Annotated in this window: 22 protein-coding genes and 1 tRNA gene; 15 read left to right on the top strand and 8 right to left on the bottom strand. The window is 66.2% G+C overall.

All coding sequences use genetic code 11. From position 1 onward, the window contains the following. Nucleotides 1-260 precede the first annotated feature (260 nt). The 7 genes from E5P3_RS10770 to E5P3_RS10800 all read left to right on the top strand — a co-directional run bounded on the left by E5P3_RS10770 (nt 261) and on the right by E5P3_RS10800 (nt 8,958). Nucleotides 261-590, top strand: coding sequence for a hypothetical protein (locus E5P3_RS10770; RefSeq protein ID WP_162585967.1), 330 nt, complete (start codon nt 261-263; stop codon nt 588-590). A 373-nt stretch (nt 591-963) separates the two neighbouring features. Then, nucleotides 964-1,428, top strand: coding sequence for a hypothetical protein (locus E5P3_RS10775; protein WP_232073078.1), 465 nt, complete (start codon nt 964-966; stop codon nt 1,426-1,428). Between the two features lie 162 nt (nt 1,429-1,590). Then, nucleotides 1,591-2,733: a flagellar biosynthesis protein FlhB gene (flhB, locus tag E5P3_RS10780; RefSeq protein ID WP_162585969.1), complete on the top strand. Its 1,143-nt coding sequence runs from the start codon at nt 1,591-1,593 to the stop codon at nt 2,731-2,733. Further along, on the top strand, nt 2,730-4,826 hold the full coding sequence (gene flhA / locus E5P3_RS10785; RefSeq protein WP_162585970.1) for a flagellar biosynthesis protein FlhA: 2,097 nt from the start codon (nt 2,730-2,732) through the stop codon (nt 4,824-4,826). Before flhB ends, flhA begins: the two co-directional genes overlap by 4 nt. Next, nucleotides 4,823-7,351, top strand: a complete 2,529-nt coding sequence (gene flhF, locus E5P3_RS10790; protein WP_162585971.1) for a flagellar biosynthesis protein FlhF — start codon at nt 4,823-4,825, stop codon at nt 7,349-7,351. The genes flhA and flhF overlap by 4 nt, the downstream gene beginning before the upstream one ends. Next, complete coding sequence (locus E5P3_RS10795; protein WP_197893954.1) at nt 7,348-8,184, top strand: MinD/ParA family ATP-binding protein; 837 nt, start codon at nt 7,348-7,350, stop codon at nt 8,182-8,184. The genes flhF and E5P3_RS10795 overlap by 4 nt, the downstream gene beginning before the upstream one ends. Nucleotides 8,185-8,217: 33 nt before the next feature. Next, nucleotides 8,218-8,958: an RNA polymerase sigma factor FliA gene (locus E5P3_RS10800; protein ID WP_162585972.1), complete on the top strand. Its 741-nt coding sequence runs from the start codon at nt 8,218-8,220 to the stop codon at nt 8,956-8,958. A gap of 18 nt (nt 8,959-8,976) precedes the next feature. Here the strand turns inward: E5P3_RS10800 and E5P3_RS10805 are convergent, their stop codons facing one another. After that, nucleotides 8,977-9,153 carry a hypothetical protein gene (locus E5P3_RS10805; RefSeq protein WP_174263061.1) on the bottom strand — a complete coding sequence of 59 codons (177 nt, stop codon included), beginning with the start codon at nt 9,151-9,153 and terminating at the stop codon, nt 8,977-8,979. Nucleotides 9,154-9,305: 152 nt separating this feature from the next. Between E5P3_RS10805 and E5P3_RS10810 the strand changes: the two genes are divergently transcribed. The 5 genes from E5P3_RS10810 to E5P3_RS10830 all read left to right on the top strand — a co-directional run bounded on the left by E5P3_RS10810 (nt 9,306) and on the right by E5P3_RS10830 (nt 13,468). Next, nucleotides 9,306-10,481, top strand: coding sequence for a DUF3182 family protein (locus E5P3_RS10810; RefSeq protein WP_162585973.1), 1,176 nt, complete (start codon nt 9,306-9,308; stop codon nt 10,479-10,481). Beyond that, nucleotides 10,481-11,281, top strand: a complete 801-nt coding sequence (locus tag E5P3_RS10815; protein WP_162585974.1) for an alpha/beta hydrolase family protein — start codon at nt 10,481-10,483, stop codon at nt 11,279-11,281. Before E5P3_RS10810 ends, E5P3_RS10815 begins: the two co-directional genes overlap by 1 nt. A 131-nt stretch (nt 11,282-11,412) precedes the next feature. After that, nucleotides 11,413-11,856: an FHA domain-containing protein gene (locus E5P3_RS10820; protein WP_162585975.1), complete on the top strand. Its 444-nt coding sequence runs from the start codon at nt 11,413-11,415 to the stop codon at nt 11,854-11,856. Nucleotides 11,857-11,949: 93 nt separating this feature from the next. Next, entirely contained in the window at nt 11,950-12,375 is a 426-nt protein-coding gene (locus E5P3_RS10825; RefSeq protein WP_162585976.1) for a type III secretion system chaperone, read from the top strand. A 43-nt stretch (nt 12,376-12,418) separates the two neighbouring features. Next, a complete protein-coding gene (locus E5P3_RS10830; RefSeq protein WP_162585977.1) occupies nt 12,419-13,468 on the top strand; it encodes a hypothetical protein in 1,050 nt (349 codons plus the stop codon). Nucleotides 13,469-13,650: 182 nt separating this feature from the next. On the opposite strand, the gene E5P3_RS36455 is transcribed toward E5P3_RS10830, so the two are convergent. The 7 genes from E5P3_RS36455 to E5P3_RS10865 form a co-directional block, all read right to left on the bottom strand. Beyond that, nucleotides 13,651-13,803: a LuxR C-terminal-related transcriptional regulator gene (locus tag E5P3_RS36455; RefSeq protein WP_162585978.1), complete on the bottom strand. Its 153-nt coding sequence runs from the start codon at nt 13,801-13,803 to the stop codon at nt 13,651-13,653. Between the two features lie 15 nt (nt 13,804-13,818). Beyond that, a protein-coding gene (locus tag E5P3_RS10840; RefSeq protein ID WP_162584305.1) for an IS3 family transposase occupies nt 13,819-14,954 on the bottom strand; the annotation gives its coding sequence in 2 pieces (ribosomal slippage) (nt 13,819-14,702 and nt 14,702-14,954; 1,137 coding nt in all). 606 nt (nt 14,955-15,560) lie between these two features. Then, a tRNA-Thr gene (locus tag E5P3_RS10845) sits at nt 15,561-15,636 on the bottom strand. 11 nt (nt 15,637-15,647) lie between these two features. Next, nucleotides 15,648-16,655, bottom strand: a complete 1,008-nt coding sequence (locus E5P3_RS10850) for a class 1 fructose-bisphosphatase (protein WP_162585979.1) — start codon at nt 16,653-16,655, stop codon at nt 15,648-15,650. Between the two features lie 40 nt (nt 16,656-16,695). After that, entirely contained in the window at nt 16,696-19,389 is a 2,694-nt protein-coding gene (pepN, locus tag E5P3_RS10855; RefSeq protein ID WP_162589635.1) for an aminopeptidase N, read from the bottom strand. A 27-nt stretch (nt 19,390-19,416) separates the two neighbouring features. Further along, nucleotides 19,417-20,521, bottom strand: a protein-coding gene (gene prfB, locus E5P3_RS10860) for a peptide chain release factor 2 (protein WP_162585980.1) whose coding sequence is annotated in 2 segments (ribosomal slippage) — nt 19,417-20,439 and nt 20,441-20,521 — 1,104 coding nt in all. Because the reading frame shifts where the segments join, the coding sequence is not laid out codon by codon here. Nucleotides 20,522-20,571: 50 nt separating this feature from the next. Then, entirely contained in the window at nt 20,572-21,498 is a 927-nt protein-coding gene (locus E5P3_RS10865) for an alpha/beta fold hydrolase (protein WP_162585981.1), read from the bottom strand. Between the two features lie 86 nt (nt 21,499-21,584). Here E5P3_RS10865 and E5P3_RS10870 point away from each other — a divergent pair, with 86 nt between their 5' ends. From E5P3_RS10870 to plsY, 3 genes are read left to right on the top strand one after another with little or no spacing between them, the layout of a single operon-like run. Then, nucleotides 21,585-22,646 (top strand): aldo/keto reductase, encoded by a 1,062-nt coding sequence (locus tag E5P3_RS10870; RefSeq protein WP_162585982.1) that lies wholly within the window; start codon nt 21,585-21,587, stop codon nt 22,644-22,646. A gap of 20 nt (nt 22,647-22,666) precedes the next feature. Further along, nucleotides 22,667-23,158, top strand: a complete 492-nt coding sequence (locus E5P3_RS10875) for an aminoacyl-tRNA deacylase (protein WP_162585983.1) — start codon at nt 22,667-22,669, stop codon at nt 23,156-23,158. Nucleotides 23,159-23,207: 49 nt separating this feature from the next. Beyond that, nucleotides 23,208-23,849 carry a glycerol-3-phosphate 1-O-acyltransferase PlsY gene (gene plsY / locus E5P3_RS10880; RefSeq protein WP_162585984.1) on the top strand — a complete coding sequence of 214 codons (642 nt, stop codon included), beginning with the start codon at nt 23,208-23,210 and terminating at the stop codon, nt 23,847-23,849. The last annotated feature ends 5 nt before the right edge of the window (nt 23,850-23,854 follow it).

The raw sequence follows: 23,854 nt of genomic DNA on the forward strand, positions 1-23,854 counted from the left end.
CTGATCGGCAACTCGCCGCGACGGAGATGCGGACGGAGATCGCAATCGAACGATTCCTCGATGGTCCTGCCGGGAACTGAAAGCACGCATCCGTTCCGCAGGTGGTACCAATTGCTCCATCGAAAGGTCAATCGTGATATTTTCTCAAGGAAGTAGTCCAAAAGCAATTTTGCAGAATCTTCGATTTTCAAAATGCCAGTGGCACAACGTCGAAAGCACCTCCAACAACGACGCAGCTGGCGCAGCATTACGGTTTTGATTTGCAGTTGCTCGGAGCTGAGACTCACGGAACAATTTTATTATTCGGGCAGATTCACAAGAGTTCACTGGGCGAAGATGCCATTGAAATGAAGCTTGCCATTGTGGATGCGCAACAGAAAATCCTTGATGATTTGTTGCAAATTCGCCCAGAGCGTGTTTTCGTGGAAGGCTTGTCTGTCCCTCAATCGTCCAAGGATGTTCTGGTATCGAAGTGTTTTTCTGATTATTGCTTGGGGCAGACATTGACTGCAGATCAAGAAAATCTGTTACTAGATTCTTTTGCTCCCGACATCTATTTGGCGCTTGCCACACAGCTTCGCAAAGCGTAAGCCTTCTTCCAACAACTACAGAAGAGGACCGCATCCGGTCTAGCCAAGCGGATTGGGCGCCACCGAGCGATAGGAAGTGGATCTTGGAAGAGAGGGAGGCCCGGGTCATGAAAATGGTTCAACAATCGTTGAATGACCAGGAGGGGCTGTCGCTCTGATATTTGGTGTCGGGCACCAACAAAATTGATCAGGCGCTTGTGATGCTGGATTTCGTCCGACCATCTACTCTAAAGATTACATTGGATTTTCCAGTCAGGTCATGCGGATGCCGGACGAAATGTACATCGCCAAGATTGGTCGAGCGCGAGCGGCTTTTGAACAACTGAATGATTCAAATGCTTGGCGGGATAGAAAGACTTTAAGGTCGTGCCAAATGCTGAAACAGCTGGTCGAGGCGTTAGGCATTCATGAATCAACTATACGGGCGCCGAATCATGAGCTGATGCTCAGATATGTGAGCGACGTCAATGTTGACGATGTGAATCGACGTATGGTGATCGATGCATTGGCGAGTCGGCTGTGTTTTTGCGGTGACCAGGAGCTCGCGGAAATTCTGGTTGCATTTGACAAGATGCACCTTCTGCCCCAACTCACATCGGAACCGCGTGTGGGGCATGCTCTAATGCTCAATAAAATATCAAAAACGCAGCCAATTTTAAAAGAACTCGCCGATATCATCGTTTCGAATGCACTTCTGCTTCCCCAGGAGCATTGTCGTCAGGTGCTTTCCGTGTTGGATAGAAGGGGGGTTTTTACAACGATCGAAGTCGAGCGCACTGCGATAGACGACGCCCTGAAGGCGGCCAAGTACTTCGTGCGCCTACCCTTTTCCTTCTGATTGAGCTTGGGTCCTCACTCCGGGGCGTATCGCACGGTGTGCGTAGCCTAACCCCCGAGTTGGAGGGCATTCCTGCCCCTGATCGAGGGATTGTCCAGCGCCCCCGAATCCAATAATCAGCCACGACTCGGCGATGTTCGCCGATGCTCTCCCGGAGCAGGAATGGCTGAAGAAAGCGATCTCGAAAAGACAGAACCGGCCTCGCCGCGGCGCCTGGAGAAGGCGCGCGAAGAAGGCAACGTGGCCCGCTCTCGCGAGCTGGTCACCTTCGTTCTGCTCGCCACCGCTGTCGCCGGCCTGTGGGCGCTGTCCGGGCCGTTGGGCCGGCACTTCCAGGCATCGTTCATCCACGGACTGCGCTTCGAGCGTGCGGCGGCCTTCGACACCTCCTTCATGCTGACGCAGGCCGGGCTGCTCGCGATGCAGGCGCTGATCGCGACGGCGCCGCTGATGGGCATGCTCGTGCTGGCCGCGCTGGTGGCGCCGCTGATGCTCGGCGGCTGGCTGTTCTCGACCCAGGCGCTGGGCCCCAAGTTCGACAAGCTCGATCCCATCGCGGGTATCAAGCGCCTGATCTCCACCCAGTCGCTGGCCGAACTGTTCAAGGCACTGGCCAAGTCGCTGCTGATCGGCGGCGTGGCCTGGCTGGTGATCATGGATGGCATGGACGAGGTCAACGCGCTGATGGCCCAGTCCGAGCGCGCCGCGCTGCCGCAGATGATCCTGCTCGTGGCGCGCAACTGCGCACTCATCACCGCCGCGCTGCTGCTGATCGCACTGGTGGACGTGCCCTGGCAGCTGTGGAGCTACTACCGCAAGCTGCGCATGTCGCGCGAGGACCTGCGCCAGGAGCACAAGGAAAGCGAGGGCGACCCGCACATCAAGGCGCAGATCCGCCGCCAGCAGCAGCAGATGGCCAAGCGCCGCATGATGTCCGAGGTGCCCAAGGCCGACATCGTGGTCACCAATCCCACGCACTTCGCGGTCGCCCTCAAGTACGTCGACGGCGACATGCGCGCGCCGCGCGTGGTGGCCAAGGGCACGGACCGCGTGGCCGAGCGCATCCGCGAGATCGCCCGGGAGAACAAGGTCGCGATCCTCGAGGCGCCGCCGCTCACGCGCGCGCTCTACAAGAACACGCGCCTGGGCGACGAGATTCCTGCCGGCCTCTACACGGCAGTGGCCGAGGTGCTGGCCTGGGTCTACCGGCTCAAGCGCTGGCAGGCCGAGGGCGGCGAGGCGCCGCGCACGCCGGGCGATCTGCCCATTCCCCAGGACCTTGAATACAACGTGCAGGCTGCATGAACGCGATCGCCACTTTCCTGCGACTGCCGCCGCAGAGCCTCTCGGGCACCCACATGAAGGGCCTGGCAGGGCCCATCCTCATCATCATGATCCTGAGCATGATGGTGCTGCCGCTGCCGCCCTTCCTGCTGGACCTGCTGTTCACCTTCAACATCGCGATGTCGGTGATGGTGCTGCTGGTCAGCATGTACACCATGAAGGCGCTGGACTTCGCCGCCTTCCCGGCGGTGCTGCTGTTCTCCACACTGCTGCGCCTGTCGCTCAACGTGGCCTCCACCCGCGTGGTGCTGATGCACGGCCATACCGGCCCCGACGCAGCGGGCAAGGTGATCGAGGCCTTCGGCCACTTCCTGGTGGGCGGCAACTTCGCGGTCGGCGTGATGGTCTTCATCATCCTGGTGCTGATCAACTTCATGGTCATCACCAAGGGCGCGGGCCGCATCGCCGAGGTCGGCGCGCGCTTCATGCTCGACGCCATGCCCGGCAAGCAGATGGCGATCGATGCCGACCTCAACGCCGGGCTGATCGGCGAGGACGTGGCGCGCAAGCGGCGCACCGAGGTCGCGCAGGAAGCCGACTTCTACGGCTCCATGGACGGTGCCAGCAAGTTCGTGCGCGGCGATGCCATCGCAGGCCTGCTGATCATGGTGATCAACATCATCGGCGGGCTGGTGGTGGGCGTGGTGCAGCACGGGCTGGACTTCTCGACTGCCGGCAAGACCTACACGCTGCTGGCCATCGGCGACGGCCTGGTGGCGCAGATCCCGGCGCTGGTGATCTCGACCGCGGCCGGCGTGATCGTGTCGCGCGTGACCACCGACGAGGACGTGGGGCGCCAGCTCACCGGCCAGCTCTTTTCCAACCCGCAGGTGCTGTTCCTCACGGCCGCGATCATCGGCCTGATGGGCATGATTCCCGGCATGCCGAACCTGGCCTTCCTGCTGATCGCGGGCAGCCTCGCCTGGTTCGGCCGCCGGCTGCTGCTGCGCGCGCCGCAGAAGGCGGCCGAGCAGGCGGCTGCCGCCAAGGCCGCGGCCGCCGCGCCGGCGACCGAGGCGGCCGAGGCCACCTGGGATGACGTGGCCCTGGTCGACCCGCTGGGCATGGAAGTCGGCTATCGGCTGATCCCGCTGGTGGACCAGTCGCAGCAGGGCGAGCTGCTGGGCCGCATCAAGAGCATCCGCAAGAAGATCGCGCAGGAGCTGGGCTTCCTGGTGCCGGTGGTGCACATCCGCGACAACCTCGAGATCCAGCCCAACAGCTACATCATCCGCCTCAAGGGCGTGGAGATCGGGCGCGGCGAGGCGTATCCGAACCAGTGGATGGCGATCAATCCCGGCCAGGTCACGGGCACGCTGCCCGGCACACCGACCCAGGACCCGGCCTTCGGCCTGCCCGCGGTGTGGATCGACGCCAGCCAGCGCCAGCAGGCGCAGGTCTTCGGCTACACGGTGGTCGACGCCTGCACGGTGATGGCCACGCACCTCAACCACCTGATCCAGACCCACGCCGCCGAGCTGCTGGGCCGCCAGGAGGTGCAGCAGCTGCTGGACCAGGTCGGCAAGACCGCTCCCAAGCTGACCGAGGACCTGGTGCCCAAGGTGCTCTCGCTGAGCACGCTGCACAAGGTGCTGCAGAACCTGCTCGAGGAGGAGGTGCCGATCCGCGACATGCGCACCATCCTCGACGTGATGGCCGAGCACGCGCCGACCGTCAAGGACGCCACCGAGCTGACCTCGCTCACGCGCCTGGCGCTGGGCCGCGCCATCGTGCAGCAGCTGTTCCCGGGCGATTCGGAGCTGCAGGTGCTCGGGCTCGACGCCGCGCTCGACGGCGTGCTGCAGCAGGCCATGACCAACAACAGCGGCATCGAGCCGGGCCTGGCCGACAACCTGCTCGCGCAGACCCAGGCCGCGATCGCGCGCCAGGAGCAGATGGGCCTGGTGCCGGTGCTGGTCGTGCAGCACTCGCTGCGCGTGCTGCTCTCTCGCTTCCTGCGGCGCAGCCTGCCGCAGCTCAAGGTGCTCTCGCATGCCGAGATCCCTGATTCCCGTCACATCAAGATCACCGCCACCATCGGAGGAAGAGTTTGAACATCATCACGGACGTGCGCAGCGCCGCACGCAAGTTCGTCGCCGCCACCAGCCGCGAAGCCCTGCGGCTGGCCCGCGAAGCGCTGGGTTCGGAGGCGATGGTGCTGACCAACCGCGTCGTCGCCGAGGGCGTGGAGATCGTCGCCATGGCGCCGGAGGAAATGGAGCAGGTGGCGGAGCACGCGACGCCTGTGGCGTCCGCTGTTGCGCCGGCACCGGCACCGGCCCCGGCGCCTGTGCCCGCGGCCGCCGTGCCGGCGCCTGAGCCCATCGCGACCGCTGCGATGCCCGCGCCCATGCCTGTGCCCTCGATGCCCCAGATGCCCTTCGTGCCCGCCATGCCTTCTCGGCCGGCGGTGCCCGTCACGCCCTTGCTGCAACGGGCCCTGCCGGCTGCGCACGTCCTCCCGACCGAGCCTGCCGTCGAGGCGCCGGCCGCCGCCGCGCGCCACGCCGACCCGGTGCTCAGCGAGCTGCACTCCATGCGCGGGATGATCGAGGAACAGCTGGCCACCGTCGTCTGGAACGACCGCCAGCGCCGCGACCCGATGCGCGGGCGCCTGCTGCGCACGCTGCTTGGCGCCGGCTTCAGCGCCCGCCTGGCCAAGGCCATGCTGGAGCACCTGCCCGCCGGCCAGAGCTATGCCGAGGGCATGGCCTTCGTGCGCTCGGAACTGGTGCGCACCGTGCCGGTGATGCAGGACGAGGATGCACTGCTGGCCCAGGGCGGCGTCTATGCGCTGATGGGCCCCACCGGCGTCGGCAAGACCACCACCACCGCCAAGCTCGCGGCGCGCTGCGTGATGCGCTTCGGCGCCGACAAGCTGGCGTTGGTCACCACCGACAGCTACCGGATCGGCGCCTACGAGCAGCTGCGCATCTATGGCCAGATCCTCAACGTGCCGGTCTACGCGGTGAAGGACGCGACCGACCTGCAACTGGTGCTCAACGACCTGCGCAACAAGCACATGGTTCTCATCGACACCGTGGGCATGAGCCAGCGCGACCGCGCCGTCTCGGAGCAGATCGCCATGCTCGGCAGCAGCCCGCGGCCGGTGAAGCGGCTGCTGCTGCTCAACGCCGCCAGCCATGGCGACACCCTCAACGAGGTGGTGCATGCCTACCGCCACGGCGCGAGCGGCAACGAATTGGCCGGCTGCATCTTCACCAAGGTGGACGAGGCCACGCACCCTGGTGCGCTCATCGACACCGTGATCCGCCACCGGCTGCCGGTGCACTACGTCTCCAGCGGCCAGAAGGTGCCGGAGAACCTGGCGCCGGCCGACCGCGCCGCGCTGGTCGACAGCGTGTTCCAGGCCAAGGCGCCGAGCGCGCTCTTCGTGCCCGGCGAGAGCGACCTGCAAGACAGGCCGGCCGCCGCCGAGGACGCGTCGGAAGTAGCGCAGGCGCAGGCCGAGACCGAGCGCCTGCGGCTGAAGTACCAACAGCTGATCCATGCCATGGCCCACGACGCGCAGGAGGTGGCGTGGGCCGCGAAGGCGCTGACCGATGCCGACCTGGGCTTCGACGCGGCGCGCGAGCTGTGGCGCATGGCGGCCGACGAGAACGTGCTGCACAAGACCGTGCTGCAGTCGCTCAAGGCGCATGCATGGAGCGAAATCGCCACCGGCTGCGACCGCCACGTGCTGGCGCTCGGCGGGCAACTCGGCCTCAAGTCGAACGAAGGCGGCGATGCCTATGGATGCGAGAGCAGCCTGCTGCTGTCGGATCGCGATGGACGGCCGCTGGCCGCGCCCAACCAGTGGCTCTCCACTGCCGGTGCGGGCACGTCTGTCGCGGCGGCGCGCAGGGCCGGGCTGCGCCCGCTGCAGTGGGTGGCTCAGCAGGACTTCGGCAAGCCGGTGGTGCATGCGTTGCCGCGCCTGCCCGCCATCGAATTCATGGGCGAGCTCCAGGCCCGCGGCCTGGCCTGGCTGGCGCGTGCGCCGGGCTCGACCGCCATCGTCGACGCGGCCGGCGGCCGCGGCACGCTGGCGCGGCTGGCGCTGGCTTTCGGCGAGGCGCACCCGGTGCGCTTCAAGGGCAAGCCGGCGCTGCAGGCCGAGGCGCACGCCGAGGTGCTGCTGCGCGGCGAGCATGGGCTGCCTGCCCTGCGCTGCGTGGTGACGCGCGTGATGGAGCCGAAGAGCCGCAAGATCCTCGCGCAGGGCTACCTGCTGTCGAACATCGGCAGCGAGGTCGGCGCGGCGCAGCTCGCGCAGTGGCAGGCCTGGGCGGCGGAGGCCGAGCCCTGCTTCCGGCTGATCCGCCAGGGCCTGCAGCTGGTGGGCGGCATGGGCGAGCTGGGCGACCCGCACATGATGAAGCGCGTGCTGATCGCCGGCCAGGCCAGCACCACCGTGTGGCGCCTGCTGCACGCCGAAGGGGAATGGGCGGGCCGCACCCGCTCGCTGCTGAGCCAGCTGACCGGCCGGCGCCTGCGGCCCGACCGCGCACCCACCGGCAACGTGCTCTACGAGGGCGTGGCCAAGATGTTCCTGTTGCTGGAGGCGCTGGGTACGTGAGCAGATTGGTACTCGATCAGGCCGACGGGCTGCGCCGCCTGCTGGCGCAGACCCGCACCCGTGTGTTCGCCTTCGCCAGCATGGGGCGCGGGCTCGGCGTCACTACCGTGGCGATGAACCTGGCCGCGGCCCTGGCATACCAGGGCAGGGAGGTGCTGCTGCTGGACGAGCATGGCACGCGGGCGGGCACCGTCTCGGCCGCCTGGTCGGTCGATCCTCTTGGAACGCTGGCCGATGTGGCCAGCCGCCGCCTCACCCTGGAGGGTGCAGCCGCGCGCGCGCCCTGCGGCGTCTACGTATTGCCGGCGGTGCCGCGAACGCCGGCCGGCAGCCCCGACCCGCGCACGCTGTGGGACGGCGACGTGATCCTGGTCGACGCCGCACTCGACGGTGAAGGCCGTCTCTCCGCCCTGGCGCAGGCGGCCGATGAGCTGGTGCTGGTGATGCAGCCGCACGCGGCCTCCATCACCGCCACCTACGCGGGCATCAAGCGGCTGCACTACGCGCATGCGCTGCGCCAACTGCGCTTCCTGGTCAACGGCGTGGCCGAGCCCGGGGCAGCGCAGCAGGTGATGCACAACCTGGCCCAAGCCGGCAGCCGCTACCTCGCGGTCTCGCTTCAGCCGGCCGGGTTCGTGCGTGCCGAGACGCACGCGGGCGACGCCGGGCGGCTGGGTCGCACCGTGGTCGAGGCCTATCCCGCCAGCCCGGCGGCGGCGGATTTCCGTCGCATCGCCGACGAGATGGGCCAGTGGCCCTGGCGCCCGGGCGCAAGCCTCGCGCCGCAACCCGCGCCCGGGACGCAGGGCACGAACACCGCCGAGGCCTGCTGAGGCCGCGGCACCCGGAGAAGGAAAAGGACGACCGTGTACACCGCACAGGGAACCATTGAAAAGTCCCATCTGCTCAAGCAGCACCAGCCCATGGTGCGGCGCATGGCGCTGCAGATGCTGGCCAAGCTGCCTGCCAGCGTGGAGCTCGACGACCTCATCCAGGCCGGCATGATCGGCCTGCTCGATGCGTCGACGCGCTACCAGGACAACCGTGGCGCGCAGTTCGAGACCTTTGCCAGCCAGCGCATCCGCGGCGCCATGCTCGACGAGCTGCGCGCCAACGACTGGGGCTCGCGCGGCCTGCGCCAGTCGGCGCGCAAGGTCGAAGGCGCGATCCAGGCGCTGGAGCACCGGCTGGGCCGGGCGCCCACCGAGGGCGAGATCGCCAAGGAGCTGAAGATGACGCTGGAGGCCTACCAGGGCCTGCTGCAGGAGATCCAGGGCTGCCAGTTGCTCTACGTCGAGGACTTCTCGCAGGACGGCGAGGGCGACAGTCCGTTCCTCGACCGTCATGCGAGCGAGGCGCGCGGCGAGCGTGGCGGCGCCAGCGACGACCCGCTGGCCCAGCTGATGGAGAGCGGCTTCCGGCACCAGCTGGTGGCCGCCATCGCCGAGCTCCCCGAGCGCGACCGGCTGCTGCTCAACCTCTACTACGAGGAGGAGCTCAATCTGCGCGAGATCGGCGCCATCCTCGAGGTCAGCCAGTCGCGCGTGTGCCAGCTGCACAGCCAGGCCATCAGCCGGCTGCGGGCGAAGCTCAAGGACCTGCTGTAACTTGCCCGGCGCCGGGCTTCAGTGCCCGCCCGAGGGCCCCCGGCGCGCCTGCGACTGGTTGGCCGAGCCAACCTGGCTTTCGCGATCGTTGCGGCTCTCCGGCGTGCGCTTCGGCTCGTTGCGCTGGGTGGCGGCCTGGTGACCGGCCTTGTTGTGCTCGGTCTGACCCTTTCGGTCGTTCTGCGAATTCGACATGCGGCTCCTTACGAATGAAACGGACATGCTTTCATGTAGCGCCGTGCCGCGCGTGCTTTCACGCCTGTCAGCGCCGCCTCGGGGTGTAGGAAAACGCCGCCACCCGTGCGGCAATGTTGATTTCTGCCGCGCAATCGCACAGCATGATCGCCATGGACACACCCATCTTCAGCGCGCTGCCCGGCGGAGGCCAGACACTCGCCGGTGAAGGGGCCGAACTCGCCGAGCTCGGCCTCGAAGGAACCGTGGTCGCGCTGACGGCGGACCACCATGCGTACGCCAGCGAGCACGAGCGCGCGACCCGCGCCCAGCTCGCCTGGCGGCTGGCCCGGCTCAAGAAGTCGCGCTTCGAGGGCGAGTACGACAACGCGCGCATCTATCCCGCGCCGGTGTACTTCGTGCCCAGCGACACGCTGGTCGGCGACGCGCTGCCCAGTGCGCTCGGCATCGCGAGCCATCACGCCCTGTTCGGAGGCGTGGTGCCCCATCCCTTCGTGCTCACCAAGGCGTTGGTGCACCCGCTGATCGATCCGGCCGCCGCGGCGCCGCCCGGATGGAGCCACGGCTTCGCCGGCCAGGTCGCGCATGCGGTGCTGCAGGGCTTCTCGGTTTTTGCCCGCGAGGATGCGAGCCGCGCCGGCATGCGGCTGCTGGAACAGGGCGCCGTGCGCGTCAAGCCCGTGCGCGCGACCGGCGGCCGTGGGCAGCAGGTGGTGCGCGACCCGCAGGCGCTGGAGGCGTGCATCGCAGCCCTGGATGCAGCGGAAATCGCCGAGCACGGGCTGGTGCTGGAAGAGAACCTCGAGCAACCCGTGACCTACAGCGTCGGCCAGGTGCACGTGGGCCGGGCCATTGCCAGCTACTACGGCTGGCAACGCATGACGACGGACAACCAGGGCCACAAGGTCTACGGCGGCTCGGACCTCACGGTGGCACGGGGCGACTTCGATGCGCTGCTGGAGCTGAGCTTTCCCGAGGAGATCCGCCTCGCCGTGGAGCAGGCGCGCAGCCTGCACAGCACGGTCCTCGCGGCGTTCCCGGGCTTCTTCGCCTCGCGCATCAACTACGACGTGGCGCAGGGCGAGAGCAGCGCAGGGCGCTGGTGCTCCGGCGTGCTGGAGCAGTCCTGGCGCGTGGGTGGTGCGAGCGGCGCGGAAATCGCGGCGCTCGAGGTTTTCGAGGAGCAGCCGGAGCGCCGTGCGGTCAACGCCTCCTGCTTCGAGATCTACGGCGAAGGCGTCGTGCCGCCGCCCAATGCGTGCGTGTACTTCAGCGGCGTGGATGCCAGTGTCGGCCCGATCACGAAGTACACCGTGGTCGAACCCTGATGCCCACCCGACATGCACTGATCGACATTCCCGTAGATGGCGTGCACATCGCCGGCACGCTGGTCGCTGCGTCGACCATGGTGCCCGGCGTGCTGCTGGTGCACGGCTGGGATGGTAGTCAGCAGCAGGACATCACACTGGCCCACGAGCTCGCGGCCCTGGGCTGCATCTGCCTGACCTTCGACCTGCGCGGCCACGCCCGCCACGTCGCGCAGCGCGAGGCCGTCACGCGCGAGGACAACCTGCGCGACGTGCTGGCCGCCTACGACACGCTGGTCGGCCATCCGGCGGTGGACCCCCAGGCCGTCGCCGTTATCGGCAGCAGCTACGGCGGCTACCTCGCGGCCGTGCTGACCTCGCTGCGCCCGGTGCGCTGGCTGGGCCTGCGCGTGCCGGCCATCTACCGCGACGAGAACTGGGAGCAGCCGAAGCGGCGGCTCAACGGCGACGACCTGACCCTGTACCGCCAGACCACCATCGAACCCGAGAAGAACCGCGCGCTGGCCGCCTGCGAGGACTTCTTCGGCGACGTGCTCATCGTCGAGTCGGAGCACGACACCATCGTGCCGCACCCGGTGATCGAAAACTACCTGGCCGCTTTCAAGTACGCGCACTCCGTGACCCACCGCCTGATGGCCGGCGTGGACCACGCGATGTCGAAGAAGGTTTGGCGGCAGGCCTACGTCCAGATCGTGGTCGCCTGGATGACCGAGAGGCGCCTGGCGGCGAAGGCCGAGGACAAGGAACGCCCGCCCCAGCAGGCGCAGCGCTACGAAACCTGGCCGAGCGCGAGCGTTTGAACGTGTTGTGCGCAAGCCGCCGACATAAACGAGAAATTTTTAATACGCCTGTTTGCTGCGCGCCCTTCAGGAAGCGCGGGACTGAGCCGAAAAGCACTCAGATTCAATCAAACAGCGAGCATCAAAAATACATGTCCAGACTCATCATCCTCGCCAGGCACGGCAGTGTGCGGCAAGTCAACATCGATGGCCAGGTCACCACGATCGGACGCGATCCCGAGTGCGGCGTGCAGATCGACAGCCTGGGCGTGAGCCGGCGCCACGCCACCATCCACTGGACCGGCGACCGCTTCGTGCTGACCGACCTGGAGAGCTTCAACGGCACCTTCGTCAACAACGAGCGCATCTGGGAACATGCACTGCAGAACGGCGACGCGATCGCCATGGGCGAGTGCCAGCTGCGCTTTCTCTACAGCTCGAAGGCGCTGCCCAGCGCCGATGCGTTGCGGCTGGTGACGCGGGCCGACGACCTGCGCGACTGGCATGCCGCGCGGGAGCGCAGCGACTGGGCTGCGTTCTTCCGGCGGGGCGGGGCGACGAACCGGCGCGGCGGGGCGGCAATGCACCATCGTTAATGGCGGGGAGGGAACCGGGGCATGGCTTGCGTTACCCACATGGACCTATAACTTCAGAGAACGACTGCCGCCTTGCGGCGTCGCTGCCATGCCATGTCAGCTATCGAATCCTTGCTGGGCCCCGATCCTGGGGCGCACGCAGGCGAGCCAGCCCGCACGCCCCGCACGCTGCTCGTCGATACGGATGTCCTGATCCATCTTCAGGAAGACGAAAGCCGCGAGGAGGTCACCCTCTACAGCGTGCCGGGATCGATGCAGGAAGTCGCCTGGTTGTCCGAGCGCACCGAGGCGTGGTCGCACGTGCTGCCCCATCCTGCGCAGGAGCAATCCGTGTGCACGCTCACCGTGAATCACGAGACACGCGAGGTCTTCCTGTCCGAGACCTGGCCCCGTGCGGCGCTTGACCAGGTCACGCTGGGCGAGGAACTGAACACCCATGCCGAGCGGCATCGCCTGTGGCGGCGCATGCTGCTGGTGCCGCAGGATGGTGGCGTCGAACCTTCCCCGTCTCTTCTTTAAAGGCTGAGGTCCCATGAGTACTCCAAGGAGTAGAACGCAGCGCATGACCGGCATGGGTTGCCAGCCACCGTTGATCTCGCGCTCCCCAGGCACTTCAACCCTTCAGCAGAGCGAAGTTGTAGAAATTTCCCATCAGGGCCAGTACATTCCGGCATATCTCCAACCGACCGCGCTGCCTCGTGTCCAACACGTCGTGCCCGTGGGGCACGGGCAGTACCCTTCCGATTTCCCAAACCAATTGCCCCCGATCGTGGAGCGCGATGCGTATCGCGTGCTCCAGTTGCCCCTTCCACCGTTCATGGACAAATGGTTGAAGCCCGGTTCTGAGCGCCTGGATTCCTACCTGCTGCCCGACATCGGGTCGCCGTCTTCAAGCAAGCTCCCCGAAGTCGGCTCTCCGCCTGGCAAGCGATCCTGGCCATTCGCCGGCAACGTGCCACCGGTCGAGCTGGCGCGCTTGCATGGCTCTACGCTCCCAAAGTCGCAACCGCCGGAAGCGCCGCAAATCCGGACCCTCGATCTGGACGAAGTCGAGGCGCGCTTGATGGCGTCTCAGAATCCGCAGAAATTGACCCCCGAGACTCCAGAACTGCCGAAGAGTCGTCCTCTCGTCGACAAGCTTGTGACGACCGATGCCTTCTTCTCGTCTGATGATGCAGATCTCGATCCGGTTGCGTTTGTGTGCGCCGTAAAGAGTCTCTCCCTGCGCTCGCACCAGGGCACGCTGCTTGATCTGCAGGAATATGACTCCTACGAGGAGATGGCCGAATTCGTCAAGACCCTGGCGCCCAACGAAAGTCAGAATCTGTTGACCCCGATGCGGAACTGGAAAGCGGCGGGGAAACTGTACGAGACCAAAATGATTGGACTGCTGATTCTGGAAACCGACTATGTCCCATCGCCGAAGCAATTGAAAGAATTCATGGGTGATCTTCCTTGCGCTTGGCCGCGCGCGCTGGAGCACTTGCGCAAGCCTTGCCTGGATAGGCATGTCGACAATGCAAGAAGGAAAACACGAGTCGCTTTATCGAGAGCAGAGTTTGTTCGAAGGCTGACTGCGCGCTATCCGGACCCGCCGAAGCTCCATGGTTGAGCATGGGCCACGCGGGCATCCACGTGCATCCAGGTGCCGTGCTCCAGCGGAACACGTTCTGCGCAAGCCCGCTCTCGTTGTCTCGATTCATCCTCATGAACCATGCGATGAGGCCGACGGCGAGAGACGGGGCGGGGGAACCGGGCGAATATGCGTTCCTGTTTTCTCCCCAGCAAGTCTTTCTATCGATCATGGAGCCATCCCATCTGCGCGATCTGCTTGCTGGACTTGCCTTCGCTGACGAGTTGCAGGCATTGCGTCTGCCGCATCGTCAGGCGTGGCACGTCCGCACCGGGGTTCGACGCGGCAGGGAACACCTGCGCTGCCCCCGGCATTCGTAGCACTTCGATCTAGAGTCCAGGGGTTTGCATCGTAGTTGATGCGACTGTTTGCGCGTTGCTGCCAGCGAGCTGGCAGCAACGCGCGGCGAACACGGCCGGCGGCACGTACCCCAGGGTACTGTGCGGCCGGCGATGGTTGTAGTCCTCGCGCCAGTTGTCGATGACGCTGCGCATGTGGCTCAAGCTGGCAAACCAGTGCTGCGACAGGCACTCGTCGCGGAAGCGGCTGTTGAAGCTCTCGATGTAGGCGTTCTGCACCGGCTTGCCGGGCTGGATGAAGCGCAGCTCCACGCCGTTCTTCGCCGCCCAGGTCTGCATCGTGCGTCCGGCGAACTCCGGGCCGTTGTCGGTGCGGATCACCTTGGGCAAGCCCCGCTCGGCCTTGGCCTGGTCTAGCACGCGCGTCACGTACAGCGCGGGGATCGATGTGTCGGCAACGATCTGCACCGACTCCTTGGAACAGTCGTCCACCACCGTCAGCGTCTTTACCCGCCGGCCATTGGCCAGCTCATCAAACACAAAGTCCATGCTCCACACCTCGTTGGGTTGTGTCGGGCGTACCAGTGGCTGGCGCTCTGGCACCGGCAGCTTCTTGCGCCGCCGCTTTCGCACCATCAAGCCCTCTTCGCGATAGATCCGGTAGGTGCGCTTCACGTTGATGGCCCAACCGTCGATTTGCAGCCGGCTGTGCAGCATGCGGTAGCCGTGGCGGCGGTGCTGCCCCGCGAGCTCCTTCAGGCGCTCGCGCAAGGCCGCATTGCCGTCGTCGCGGGGTTCGTAGCGCAGCGTGCTGGCACTCATGCCCACCAGCCTGAGGGCCCGGCGTTCGCTCAGGCCCAGACCCCGAAACTGCCGCACGACCTCGCGCCGCGCCGCCACGGCCTTCACTTTCCCTTGAGCACCTCGCGCATGGCGTCGATCTCGAGCATCGAGTTGGCCAGCAGCTTCTTCAGCTTAGTGTTCTCTGCCTCCAGCGACTTCAGGCGCTGCGCGTCCGAGACGTTCATGCCACCGAACTTAGCCTTCCAGGCGTAGTAGCTCGGCTCGCTGAAGCCATGCTTCCTGCACAGCTCCTTGACCGGCATGCCCGCATCGGCCTCACGCAGGAAGCCAATGATCTGTTCCTCGGTGTATCGCTTCTTCATCGGTCCGATCTCCATTTCGGGTTGATCGGACTCTAGACCTAAGCTCTACGAATTTCCGGGGGCAGCGCAGCCTAGCCGAACTGTCCGCCTCATTTGCTCTGTTCTGATGAGCAAAACACATCACTTGATTTCAGTTCGCGTCTGCACTGATAGATGGTGTTGCTCTTCATCACCGAGCCGGAAATCTTGACGATGCGGCTCAGGTCTTGAACTGCTTGTTCCAGCGACTACACGTCTTGTCCTAACCGGTACATGCCGAGACTGAACAGGGACACAGGTCAACTTGCTGACCAGCGGCGTGGGCTCAGCGTTAACGAAACCCCAGGCCCTAGTCAAGCTAGTGCAACTATGTTGGGAAAGCGTCTATGCATGTGGTTCTTCTCCTCTCTTGTTTGGGGATGAAGAGTAGCGCGGACGCTCCCGACTTGGCGCGGCAGATTTCACGTTTTGTGGGTGCTTCTAGGCATGGCGTCGGCCTTCCACATTGGAAGGCCGTTTTCAAGCGAAGGCGTAGCCTTTCGGGCGATTTGCCTACAGATTGCCTACAACCCTTCACAAACAAAAAACCCTGCTATCGCTTTGATAGCAGGGTTTCCTTGCTGCGATTGGTGCCGGAGAGATGAATCGAACACCCGACCTTCTCATTACGAATGAGCTGCTCTACCGACTGAGCTACACCGGCTAAGCCCGCGATTATAGCGGCTCGTGATACCCGGTCAGCCGTCCGACCTCGTTCTTCGACCCCAAAACCACAGCCACCCGCTCGTGCAGCTTGGTGGGCTCCAGGTCGAGGATGCGTTGGCGGCCGTTGGTGGCGGCGCCGCCGGCCTGCTCGACCAGCCAGCTCATGGGGTTGGCCTCGTACATCAGGCGAAGCTTCCCGGCTTTCTCGGGTTCGCGCTTGTCCCAGGGGTACAGGAAGACGCCGCCGCGCATCAGGATGCGGTGCACGTCGGCCACCATGCTGGCGATCCAGCGCATGTTGAAGTCCTTGCCGCGCGGGCCGTCCTTGCCGGCCAGGCATTCGTCGATGTAGCGCTTTACCGGGGCGTCCCAGTGCCGCATGTTGCTCATGTTGACGGCGAACTCCCTGGTGTCGGCCGGGATCTGGATGTCCTCCTGCGTGAGCATGAAGGAACCCTGCTCGCGGTCCAGCGTAAACATCGCGACGCCGCTGCCCACGGTCAGCACCAGCGTCGTCTGCGGGCCGTAGATGCAGTAGCCGGCCGCGACCTGCATGCTGCCGGCCTGCAGGAAGTCGGATTCCTGCACGCCGGGCGAGCCCTCGGGCTTCTTCAGCACGCTGAAGATGGTGCCGATGCTGACGTTGACGTCGATGTTGCTGGAGCCGTCCAGCGGATCGAACAGCAGCAGGTATTCGCCCTGCGGGTAGCGGTTGGGCACCACGTAGATGCTGTCCATCTCCTCACTGGCCATGGCCGCGAGGTGGCCTCCCCATTCATTGGCCTCGATCAGCACCTCGTTGGCGATGATGTCGAGCTTCTTCTGGACCTCGCCCTGTACGTTCTCGCTCTCGGCCGAGCCGAGCACATTGCCGAGCGCGCCCTTGTTGACGGCCTGGCTGATGCTCTTGCAGGCGCGCGCCACCACTTCGAGCAGAAGGCGCAGCTGGCCGGGAATGAGGCCGTCGGCGCGCTGCTGTTCGATGAGGTAGCGGGTGAGCGAAACGTTCTTGGGCATTCAGTAACTCCAGAGGGAACCTGTCGATTCGGGGTATGGCTTATCCGGCGAGCGCACGCGTGACGACCTCGTGCGTGTCCTTGCTGAGATCGGGCTTGGCCGCCACGCGCATGATGGCTTCGCGCGCGGCGCTGCGGTAGGGCTCGGCCAGCTTGCTCCAGCGGTCGAGAGCGCGCGCCAGGCGCGCAGCGACTTGCGGGTTGATGGCATCGAGCTCGATCACGCGCTCGCTCCAGAACACGTAGCCCGCGGCATCGGGGCGGTGCAGCGCACCCGGGTTGGCGTTGCAGTAGCTGAAGATCACGCTGCGCGCGCGGTTCGGGTTCTTGAGCGAGAAGTCGGGATGCTTCATCAACTGCTTGACGAGCGGCAGGATGTCGCCGCCGCGGTCGGGGGCGCCGGCCTGCAGCGAGAACCACTTGTCGATGACCAGCGCCTCGTCCTTGAAGATCGCGTGGAAGCGCGCCAGGGCCTGCGCCGCCAGGGCGTGGCCCGAGGACACCAGTGCCTGGAGTGCATTGAAGCGGTCGGTCATGTTGCCGGCGTCCTTGAAGCGCTGCAGCGTCCTGCCGGGCCAGACCGTATCGCCCGTGGCGCGCGCGGCCAGGCAGAGGTAGGACAGGGCGAGGCCGGCCAGCGCGCGGCGGCCGGAGGAGCGAGGGTCGGGGCTGTAAGGGCCGGTGTCGCGGTGCTCCTCATAAGCCTGCTCCCAGTCGGCGAAGAGGCCGGCGGCGAGTTGGGCGCGCATGGCCTCGCGCACGAGATGCACGCGCTGCGGATCGACCATCTCCAACTGCTCGGCGATGTAGGTTTCCGACGGCAGCGTGAGCACCAGTTCCTTGAAGGCGGCATCGAGCGCGGGGTCGCGCAGCACGCGGCGCATGGCCTCCAGGCAGGCCTCGTTGAGCGGTGCTTCGCTTGCGCCCGCAACCGGCGCGTTGATCGCCTGGATCGCGGCGCGCAGCGCCAGGCGCTGGGCGGCCTCCCAGCGGTTGAAAGGGTCGGCGTCGTGCGCCAGCAGCGCGAGCAGCTGGGCGTCGCTGTACTCGTACTCCAGGATCACCGGCGCGCTGAAGCCGCGCAGGATCGAGGGCACCGGCTCGGCGTCGACATGGATGAAGGTGAACTGCTCGCCGGCGCGCGTCAGCACCAGGGTGCGCGTGCCCGCGCCCGGGGCCTCCTCGCCGGCCAGCTGCAGCGGCAGCTCGCGCCCGTCGGGGTCGAGCAGGCCGAGGTTGACCGGGATCACGAAGGGTTCCTTGAAGGGCTGGCCCGGCGTCGGCGGGCAGCTCTGCGCGAAGCTCAGGGTGTAGGTGCGCTGCGCGGCGTCGTACACGCCGTGGGCGGCCAGCCGCGGCGTGCCGGCCTGGCTGTACCAGCGCTTGAACTGCGGCAAGCGGTGCGCGAGCTCGGAATCGGGGTTTGCATCGGCAATGGCTTGCGCAAAGTCGTCGCAGGTCACGGCCTGTCCGTCGTGGCGCTCGAAGTACAGCGTCATGCCGCGCGCGAAGCCCTGCCGGCCGACCAGCGTCTGCATCATGCGCACCACCTCGGCACCCTTCTCATAGATGGTGACGGTGTAGAAGTTGCTGATCTCGATGTAGCTGTCCGGCCGAACGGGGTGTGCCATCGGGCCTGCGTCCTCGGGGAACTGGGCGGTGCGCAGCACGCGCACGTCCTCGATGCGCTTGACGGCACGCGCCGAAGCGTCGACGCACAGGTCCTGGCTGAACTCCTGGTCGCGGAACACCGTGAGGCCTTCCTTGAGCGAGAGCTGGAACCAGTCGCGGCAGGTCACGCGGTCGCCGGTCCAATTGTGGAAGTACTCGTGGCCGACAACGCTCTCGATGTTGCCGTAGTCGGCGTCGGTGGCGGTGGCCTGGTTGGCCAGGACGTACTTCGTGTTGAAGATGTTCAGGCCCTTGTTCTCCATCGCGCCCATGTTGAAGTCGCTGGTGGCGACGATCATGAAGCGGTCCAGGTCGAGCGGCAGGCCGAAGCGGGCCTCGTCCCACATCACGGAGTTGACCAGCGAGTTCATCGCGTGCTCGGTCTTGTCGAGGTCGCCGGCACGCACATAGACCTGCAGCAGGTGCTCCTTGCCGTTGCGGGCCTTGATGCGCTGCTCGCGCGCCACGAGCTTGCCGGCCACCAGCGCGAACAGGTAGCTGGGCTTGCGGAAGGGATCGACCCATTTGGCGAAATGGCGGCCCTCGGGCAGTTCGCCCTGCTCGACCAGGTTTCCGTTCGACAGCAGGACGGGGTAGGCGGCCTTGGCGGCGCGGATCGTCACCGTGTAGCTCGCCATCACGTCGGGACGGTCGAGGAAGTAGGTGATGCGGCGGAAACCCTCGGCCTCGCACTGGGTGAAGAAGGTGTCCTCGCTCACGAACAGCCCCATGAGCTTGGTGTTCTTGGCGGGGGCGCAGGTGGTGAAGAGCTCGAGCTCGAACGCGTCGGGCAGGTTGTCGATCACCAACTGATCGGCCTCCATGCGAAAGGAGGCGCCCTGGCCGTCGACCAGCACGCGTGCCAGGTTGAGCTCGTCGCCGTCCAGGCGCAGCGGCTCGGGCGCGACCTCGGGGTTGCGGCGCAGGCGCATGCGGTTGAGCACGCGGGTCTTGGCCGGGTCCAGGTCGAAGGTCAGGTCGACGGTGTCGATCCAGTAGGCGGGAGCGCGGTAGTCCTCGCGGCGGATCGCGACAGGCTCGGCTTGGGCATCACGCATGAGCATCGACATCAAAGTGTCTCCAGGGATTTTTTATACGCCTTGCTTGAGCGAGGCTTCGATGAAGGCGTCGAGGTCGCCGTCCAGTACCTTCTGGGTGGCCGAGATCTCGACATTGGTGCGCAGGTCCTTGATGCGGCTGTTGTCCAGCACGTAGCTGCGGATCTGGTGGCCCCAGCCGACGTCGGTCTTGCTGTCCTCCAGCTTCTGCTGTTCTTCCTGGCGCTTGCGCATCTCGTGGTCGTACAGGCGCGAGCGCAGGCGCTTCCAGGCGACGTCGCGGTTGCTGTGCTGGCTGCGGCCGTCCTGGCACTGCACCACGATGCCGGTTGGGATGTGCGTGAGGCGCACCGCCGAGTCGGTCTTGTTGATGTGCTGGCCACCGGCGCCGCTGGCGCGGTAGGTGTCCACTCGCACATCCGCGGGGTTGATCTCGATCTCGATCGAGTCGTCGATCTCCGGGTAGACGAAGATGCTGGCGAAGCTGGTGTGGCGCCCGCCCGAAGAGTCGAAGGGCGACTTGCGCACCAGGCGGTGCACGCCGGTCTCGGTGCGCAGCAGGCCGAAGGCGTACTCGCCCTCGACCTTGATGGTGGCGCCCTTGATGCCCGCGGTGTCGCCCGGGGTCTCGTCCTCGATCTGGGTCTTGAAGCCCTTGCGCTCGGCGTATTTCAGGTACTGGCGCAGCAGCATGCTGGCCCAGTCGCAGGCCTCGGTGCCGCCGGCGCCGGCCTGGATGTCGATGAAGGCGTTGAGCGGGTCGGCCGGGTTGTTGAACATCCGGCGGAACTCGAGCTGCTTGATGTCTTCCTCGAGCTTGGCGGCGTCGTCGGCGATGGCCTGCAGGCCATCCATGTCGCCTTCCTCCTTCGACATCTCGTAGAGCTCGGTGTTGTCCGAAAGCCCGCTGGTGAGCCGGTCGAGCGTGACGACCACGTCGTCGAGCGCCTTCTTTTCACGGCCCAGCTCCTGGGCCTTCTTCGGGTCGTTCCAGACGGAGGGATCTTCGAGCGATGCGTTGACCGTCCTCAGACGTTCGGCCTTGGCATCGTAGTCAAAGATACCTCCGTAGGTCGGCCGTCCTGGCGCTCAGGTCTGCGAGGGTTGCGCCGATTTGGTTGATTTGCTCTGCATCCATGGGGAATCCTGACGGTGTTCGGGGGTAAACCGGGGATTTTCTCACGCCCGTCAAGGCCCTTCGTCCGCCATGAATGCCTCGATGAGCGCCGCGACTCGGGCCGGCTGGTCGTGGTGCAGCATGTGGCCCGCTTCCTCGAGCCGTTCCAGGCGCACATTGCGCACCGATTTCAGCCGCTCCTGGAAGTCGGCCAGGGTGTAGCGGCCCTTCCACCAGTGGCCCAGGCTGTCGTCGGAGGCCACCACGGCCAGCACCGGGGCCTGGATGGCGGCGTAGAGCGCCAGCGCCTCGTCGACACGGAACAGGTTGGCATTCACGATCTTGTGCGCCGGGTCGCCCAGGATCTCCCAGCGCTCGCCGCCCTCGGCCGGTGTACGGGCGACGGACCAGTGGCCGGCCAGCCAGTCGGCCTTGTCCTGCGACAGGCGCGGGTTGGTCTTCATCAGCCGCCGCGCCACCCCGTCGGGGCCGGTATAGCTGGCCAGCGCCATCTCGCCGCGGTGCAGGCGCTTGAGCTGGTCGATCCACTTGCCGTAGCGGCCGGGCGCCTCAGCCGGCTCCAGGGGGGGCATGCCGAAGCCCTCGAGGTTGACGAGGCGGCGCAGCCGCTGGGGCCGCACGCCGCCGTACTGCATCGCGATATTGCCGCCCATGCTGTGGCCGACCAGGTCGACGGGCGTGTCGCCGGCGTAGTGGTCGAGCAGCCAGTCGAGGTCCGCGAGGTAGTCGGGCATCCAGTAGTTGTCGACGGCGCCGCCCTCGGTCAGGCCGAAGCCGCGCCAGTCCGGGGCAATCACGTGGCGCTCCGCGGCCAGGGCATCGACCACGAACTGCCAGGACGCGGCCACGTCCATCCAGCCGTGCAGCAGCACGAGGGGAGGGCGCGCCGGAGAAGGCGTGCCCCAGATGCGGACGTGGTAGCGCAGGTTGCGGATGGGGACGAATTCGCTGCGGGACGGGCGGAGGACTTGATACATGGCCGATCGATGATACGGACCAGGCCCGGGCCCTGCAGTCCAGCAGCGGACAGCAAGCCCGCGCGCTAGCCGGTAGCATTCATCGCATGCAAAAAATCCAACTCGGGCAGAGCGATCTGCGCGTCACGCCGATCTGCCTCGGCACCATGACCTTCGGCGAGCAGGTGGACGAGCCCACCGCCCACGCCATCCTCGGCCGTTCGCTCGAGCGCGGCATCGACTTCATCGACACGGCCGAGATGTATGCCGTGCCCACCCGCGCGGAGACTTTCGGCGCGACCGAGACCATCATCGGCCGCTGGTTCGAGAAGAATCCCGGCGTGCGCGACAGGATCGTGCTCGCCACCAAGGCGGCCGGCCCATCGCGTGGCATGCCCTGGGTGCGCGAAGGCAGCGGCATGACGGCGGCCGACATCGTGGCCTCCTGCGAAGGCAGCCTCCGCCGCCTGAAGACGGACGTGATCGACCTCTACCAGATCCACTGGCCCGAGCGCCACGTGCCGGCCTTCGGCAACATGTACTACGACCCGGCGCGCGAGACTTCGCGCACCTCCATCCACGAGCAGCTCGAGGCGATGGCCGGCCTGGTGAGTGCGGGCAAGGTCCGCGCCATCGGCCTGTCGAACGAGACGCCCTATGGCGTGCACGAGTTCGTGCGCCTGGCCGAGCAGCACGGCCTGCCGCGCGTGGCCACGGTGCAGAACGTCTACAACCTGCTGAATCGCACGGTCGAGAACGGCCTCGACGAGACCATGCACCGGCTCGGCGTCTCGCTGCTGGCCTATTCGCCGCTCGGCGCCGGCTTGCTGACCGGCAAGTACGACAAGAGCGGCATCACAGGGCCCGATGCGCCGCAGGGCGCGCGCATCGCGCGCTACGAGTCGGTTCGCAAGCAGCGCTGGGGCCGTCCCGAGTCGCTCGAGGCGGCGCGCCGCTACAACGCCCTGGCGCGCGGAATCGGCATGACGCCGACGCAGTTTGCGCTGGCCTTCTGCCACGGCAAGTGGCAGGTGGCGAGCACCATCATCGGCGTGACCTCGCTGGCCCAGCTCGAGGAGAACCTCGACGCCTGGGACAAGCGGCTGCCGCCCGAAGTGCTGGCGGAGGTGGACAAGCTGCGCTGGGAGATGCGGGACCCCGCTATCTGAGAGCACTGTCCCGCGCCCGCATGAGCAGGAAATCCCACGTCAGCGAAACCCCCGCCACCCAACTGCTGCGGGCGAACGGCATCGACTTCACCGAGCATCCCTACGAATACCTGGAGCACGGCGGTGCCCAGCACAGCGCCGAGGTGCTGGGCCTGGACCCCTTCACGGTGGTCAAGACGCTGGTGATGCAGGACCAGGACGCCAAGCCATTGATCGTGCTGATGCACGGCAACCGCACGGTCTCGACCAAGAACCTGGCGCGGCAGATCGGCGCCAAGTCGGTCGAGCCCTGCAAGCCCGAGGTCGCCAACCGGCACAGCGGCTACCTGGTGGGTGGCACGTCGCCCTTCGCGACGCGGCGGGCGATGGCGGTCTACATCGAGTCGACGATCCTCGAGCTGCCGAGGATCGTCATCAACGGCGGGCGGCGCGGCTACCTGGTGGGCATCGACCCGCAGGTCTGCGTGCGGCTGCTCGGCGCGAAGCCGGTGCAGTGCGCGCTGGCAGAATAGCCGGCCGATCCGGGCGGCACATCGCCCGCCCGGACCGTTTGGAGACACCGTGAGTTCCTACCTGCCTTCGTTGATCGCGATCGTCCTGTCATACCTGCTGGGCTCGCTGTCCTTTGCCGTCATCGTCAGCAAGGCGCTCGGCATGGCCGACCCCCGCAGCTACGGCAGCAAGAACCCGGGCGCGACCAATGTGCTGCGCTCCGGGAACAAGGGCGCGGCACTGGCGACATTGCTGCTGGATGCGGTCAAGGGCTGGCTGCCCGTTTTCCTGATCCATCGCCTGGGCGAGCCCTACGGCATGGGGCAGGGGACTGCGGCGCTGGCGGGGCTGGCGGCCTTTCTCGGGCACCTGTACCCGGTCTTCTTCGGCTTCCAGGGTGGCAAGGGTGTCGCCACGGCGGCCGGAGCGCTGCTGGGCATCGAGTGGTTGCTGGGGCTGGCGACCGGCACCACCTGGCTGATCATCGCCGTCTTCTTCCGCTATTCCTCGCTGGCCTCGATCGTGGCGGCCTTCTTCGCGCCCGCCTACTACCTGATCGGCGGCGGCATCGCGTGGCCGCTCTCGCGCGAGGTGCTGCTCGCGCTGATCGCGATCAGCCTGCTGCTGATCTGGCGGCACCGGGAAAACATTCGCCGCCTCGCGGCCGGCACGGAGTCCCGGCTGGGCTCCAAGGCCAGGACACAGGAGTGATTTCA

The organism is Variovorax sp. RA8 (assembly GCF_901827175.1).
Classification (GTDB): Bacteria; Pseudomonadota; Gammaproteobacteria; order Burkholderiales; family Burkholderiaceae_C; genus Variovorax.

Bases quoted from the DNA above. Each gene is read 5' to 3' on its own strand.
- E5P3_RS10850 (WP_162585979.1), bottom strand. From the start codon at position 16,655: ATGCCCAAGAACGTTTCGCTCACCCGCTACCTCATCGAACAGCAGCGC.
- E5P3_RS10820 (WP_162585975.1), top strand. From the start codon at position 11,413: ATGTCCAGACTCATCATCCTCGCCAGGCACGGCAGTGTGCGGCAAGTC.
- pepN (WP_162589635.1), bottom strand. From the start codon at position 19,389: ATGCTCATGCGTGATGCCCAAGCCGAGCCTGTCGCGATCCGCCGCGAG.
- E5P3_RS10870 (WP_162585982.1), top strand. From the start codon at position 21,585: ATGCAAAAAATCCAACTCGGGCAGAGCGATCTGCGCGTCACGCCGATC.
- E5P3_RS10875 (WP_162585983.1), top strand. From the start codon at position 22,667: ATGAGCAGGAAATCCCACGTCAGCGAAACCCCCGCCACCCAACTGCTG.
- E5P3_RS10865 (WP_162585981.1), bottom strand. From the start codon at position 21,498: ATGTATCAAGTCCTCCGCCCGTCCCGCAGCGAATTCGTCCCCATCCGC.
- E5P3_RS10830 (WP_162585977.1), top strand. From the start codon at position 12,419: ATGACCGGCATGGGTTGCCAGCCACCGTTGATCTCGCGCTCCCCAGGC.
- E5P3_RS10825 (WP_162585976.1), top strand. From the start codon at position 11,950: ATGTCAGCTATCGAATCCTTGCTGGGCCCCGATCCTGGGGCGCACGCA.
- flhB (WP_162585969.1), top strand. From the start codon at position 1,591: ATGGCTGAAGAAAGCGATCTCGAAAAGACAGAACCGGCCTCGCCGCGG.
- flhA (WP_162585970.1), top strand. From the start codon at position 2,730: ATGAACGCGATCGCCACTTTCCTGCGACTGCCGCCGCAGAGCCTCTCG.
- E5P3_RS36455 (WP_162585978.1), bottom strand. From the start codon at position 13,803: ATGCCGGGGGCAGCGCAGGTGTTCCCTGCCGCGTCGAACCCCGGTGCG.
- E5P3_RS10810 (WP_162585973.1), top strand. From the start codon at position 9,306: ATGGACACACCCATCTTCAGCGCGCTGCCCGGCGGAGGCCAGACACTC.
- E5P3_RS10805 (WP_174263061.1), bottom strand. From the start codon at position 9,153: ATGTCGAATTCGCAGAACGACCGAAAGGGTCAGACCGAGCACAACAAG.
- E5P3_RS10775 (WP_232073078.1), top strand. From the start codon at position 964: ATGCTGAAACAGCTGGTCGAGGCGTTAGGCATTCATGAATCAACTATA.
- E5P3_RS10815 (WP_162585974.1), top strand. From the start codon at position 10,481: ATGCCCACCCGACATGCACTGATCGACATTCCCGTAGATGGCGTGCAC.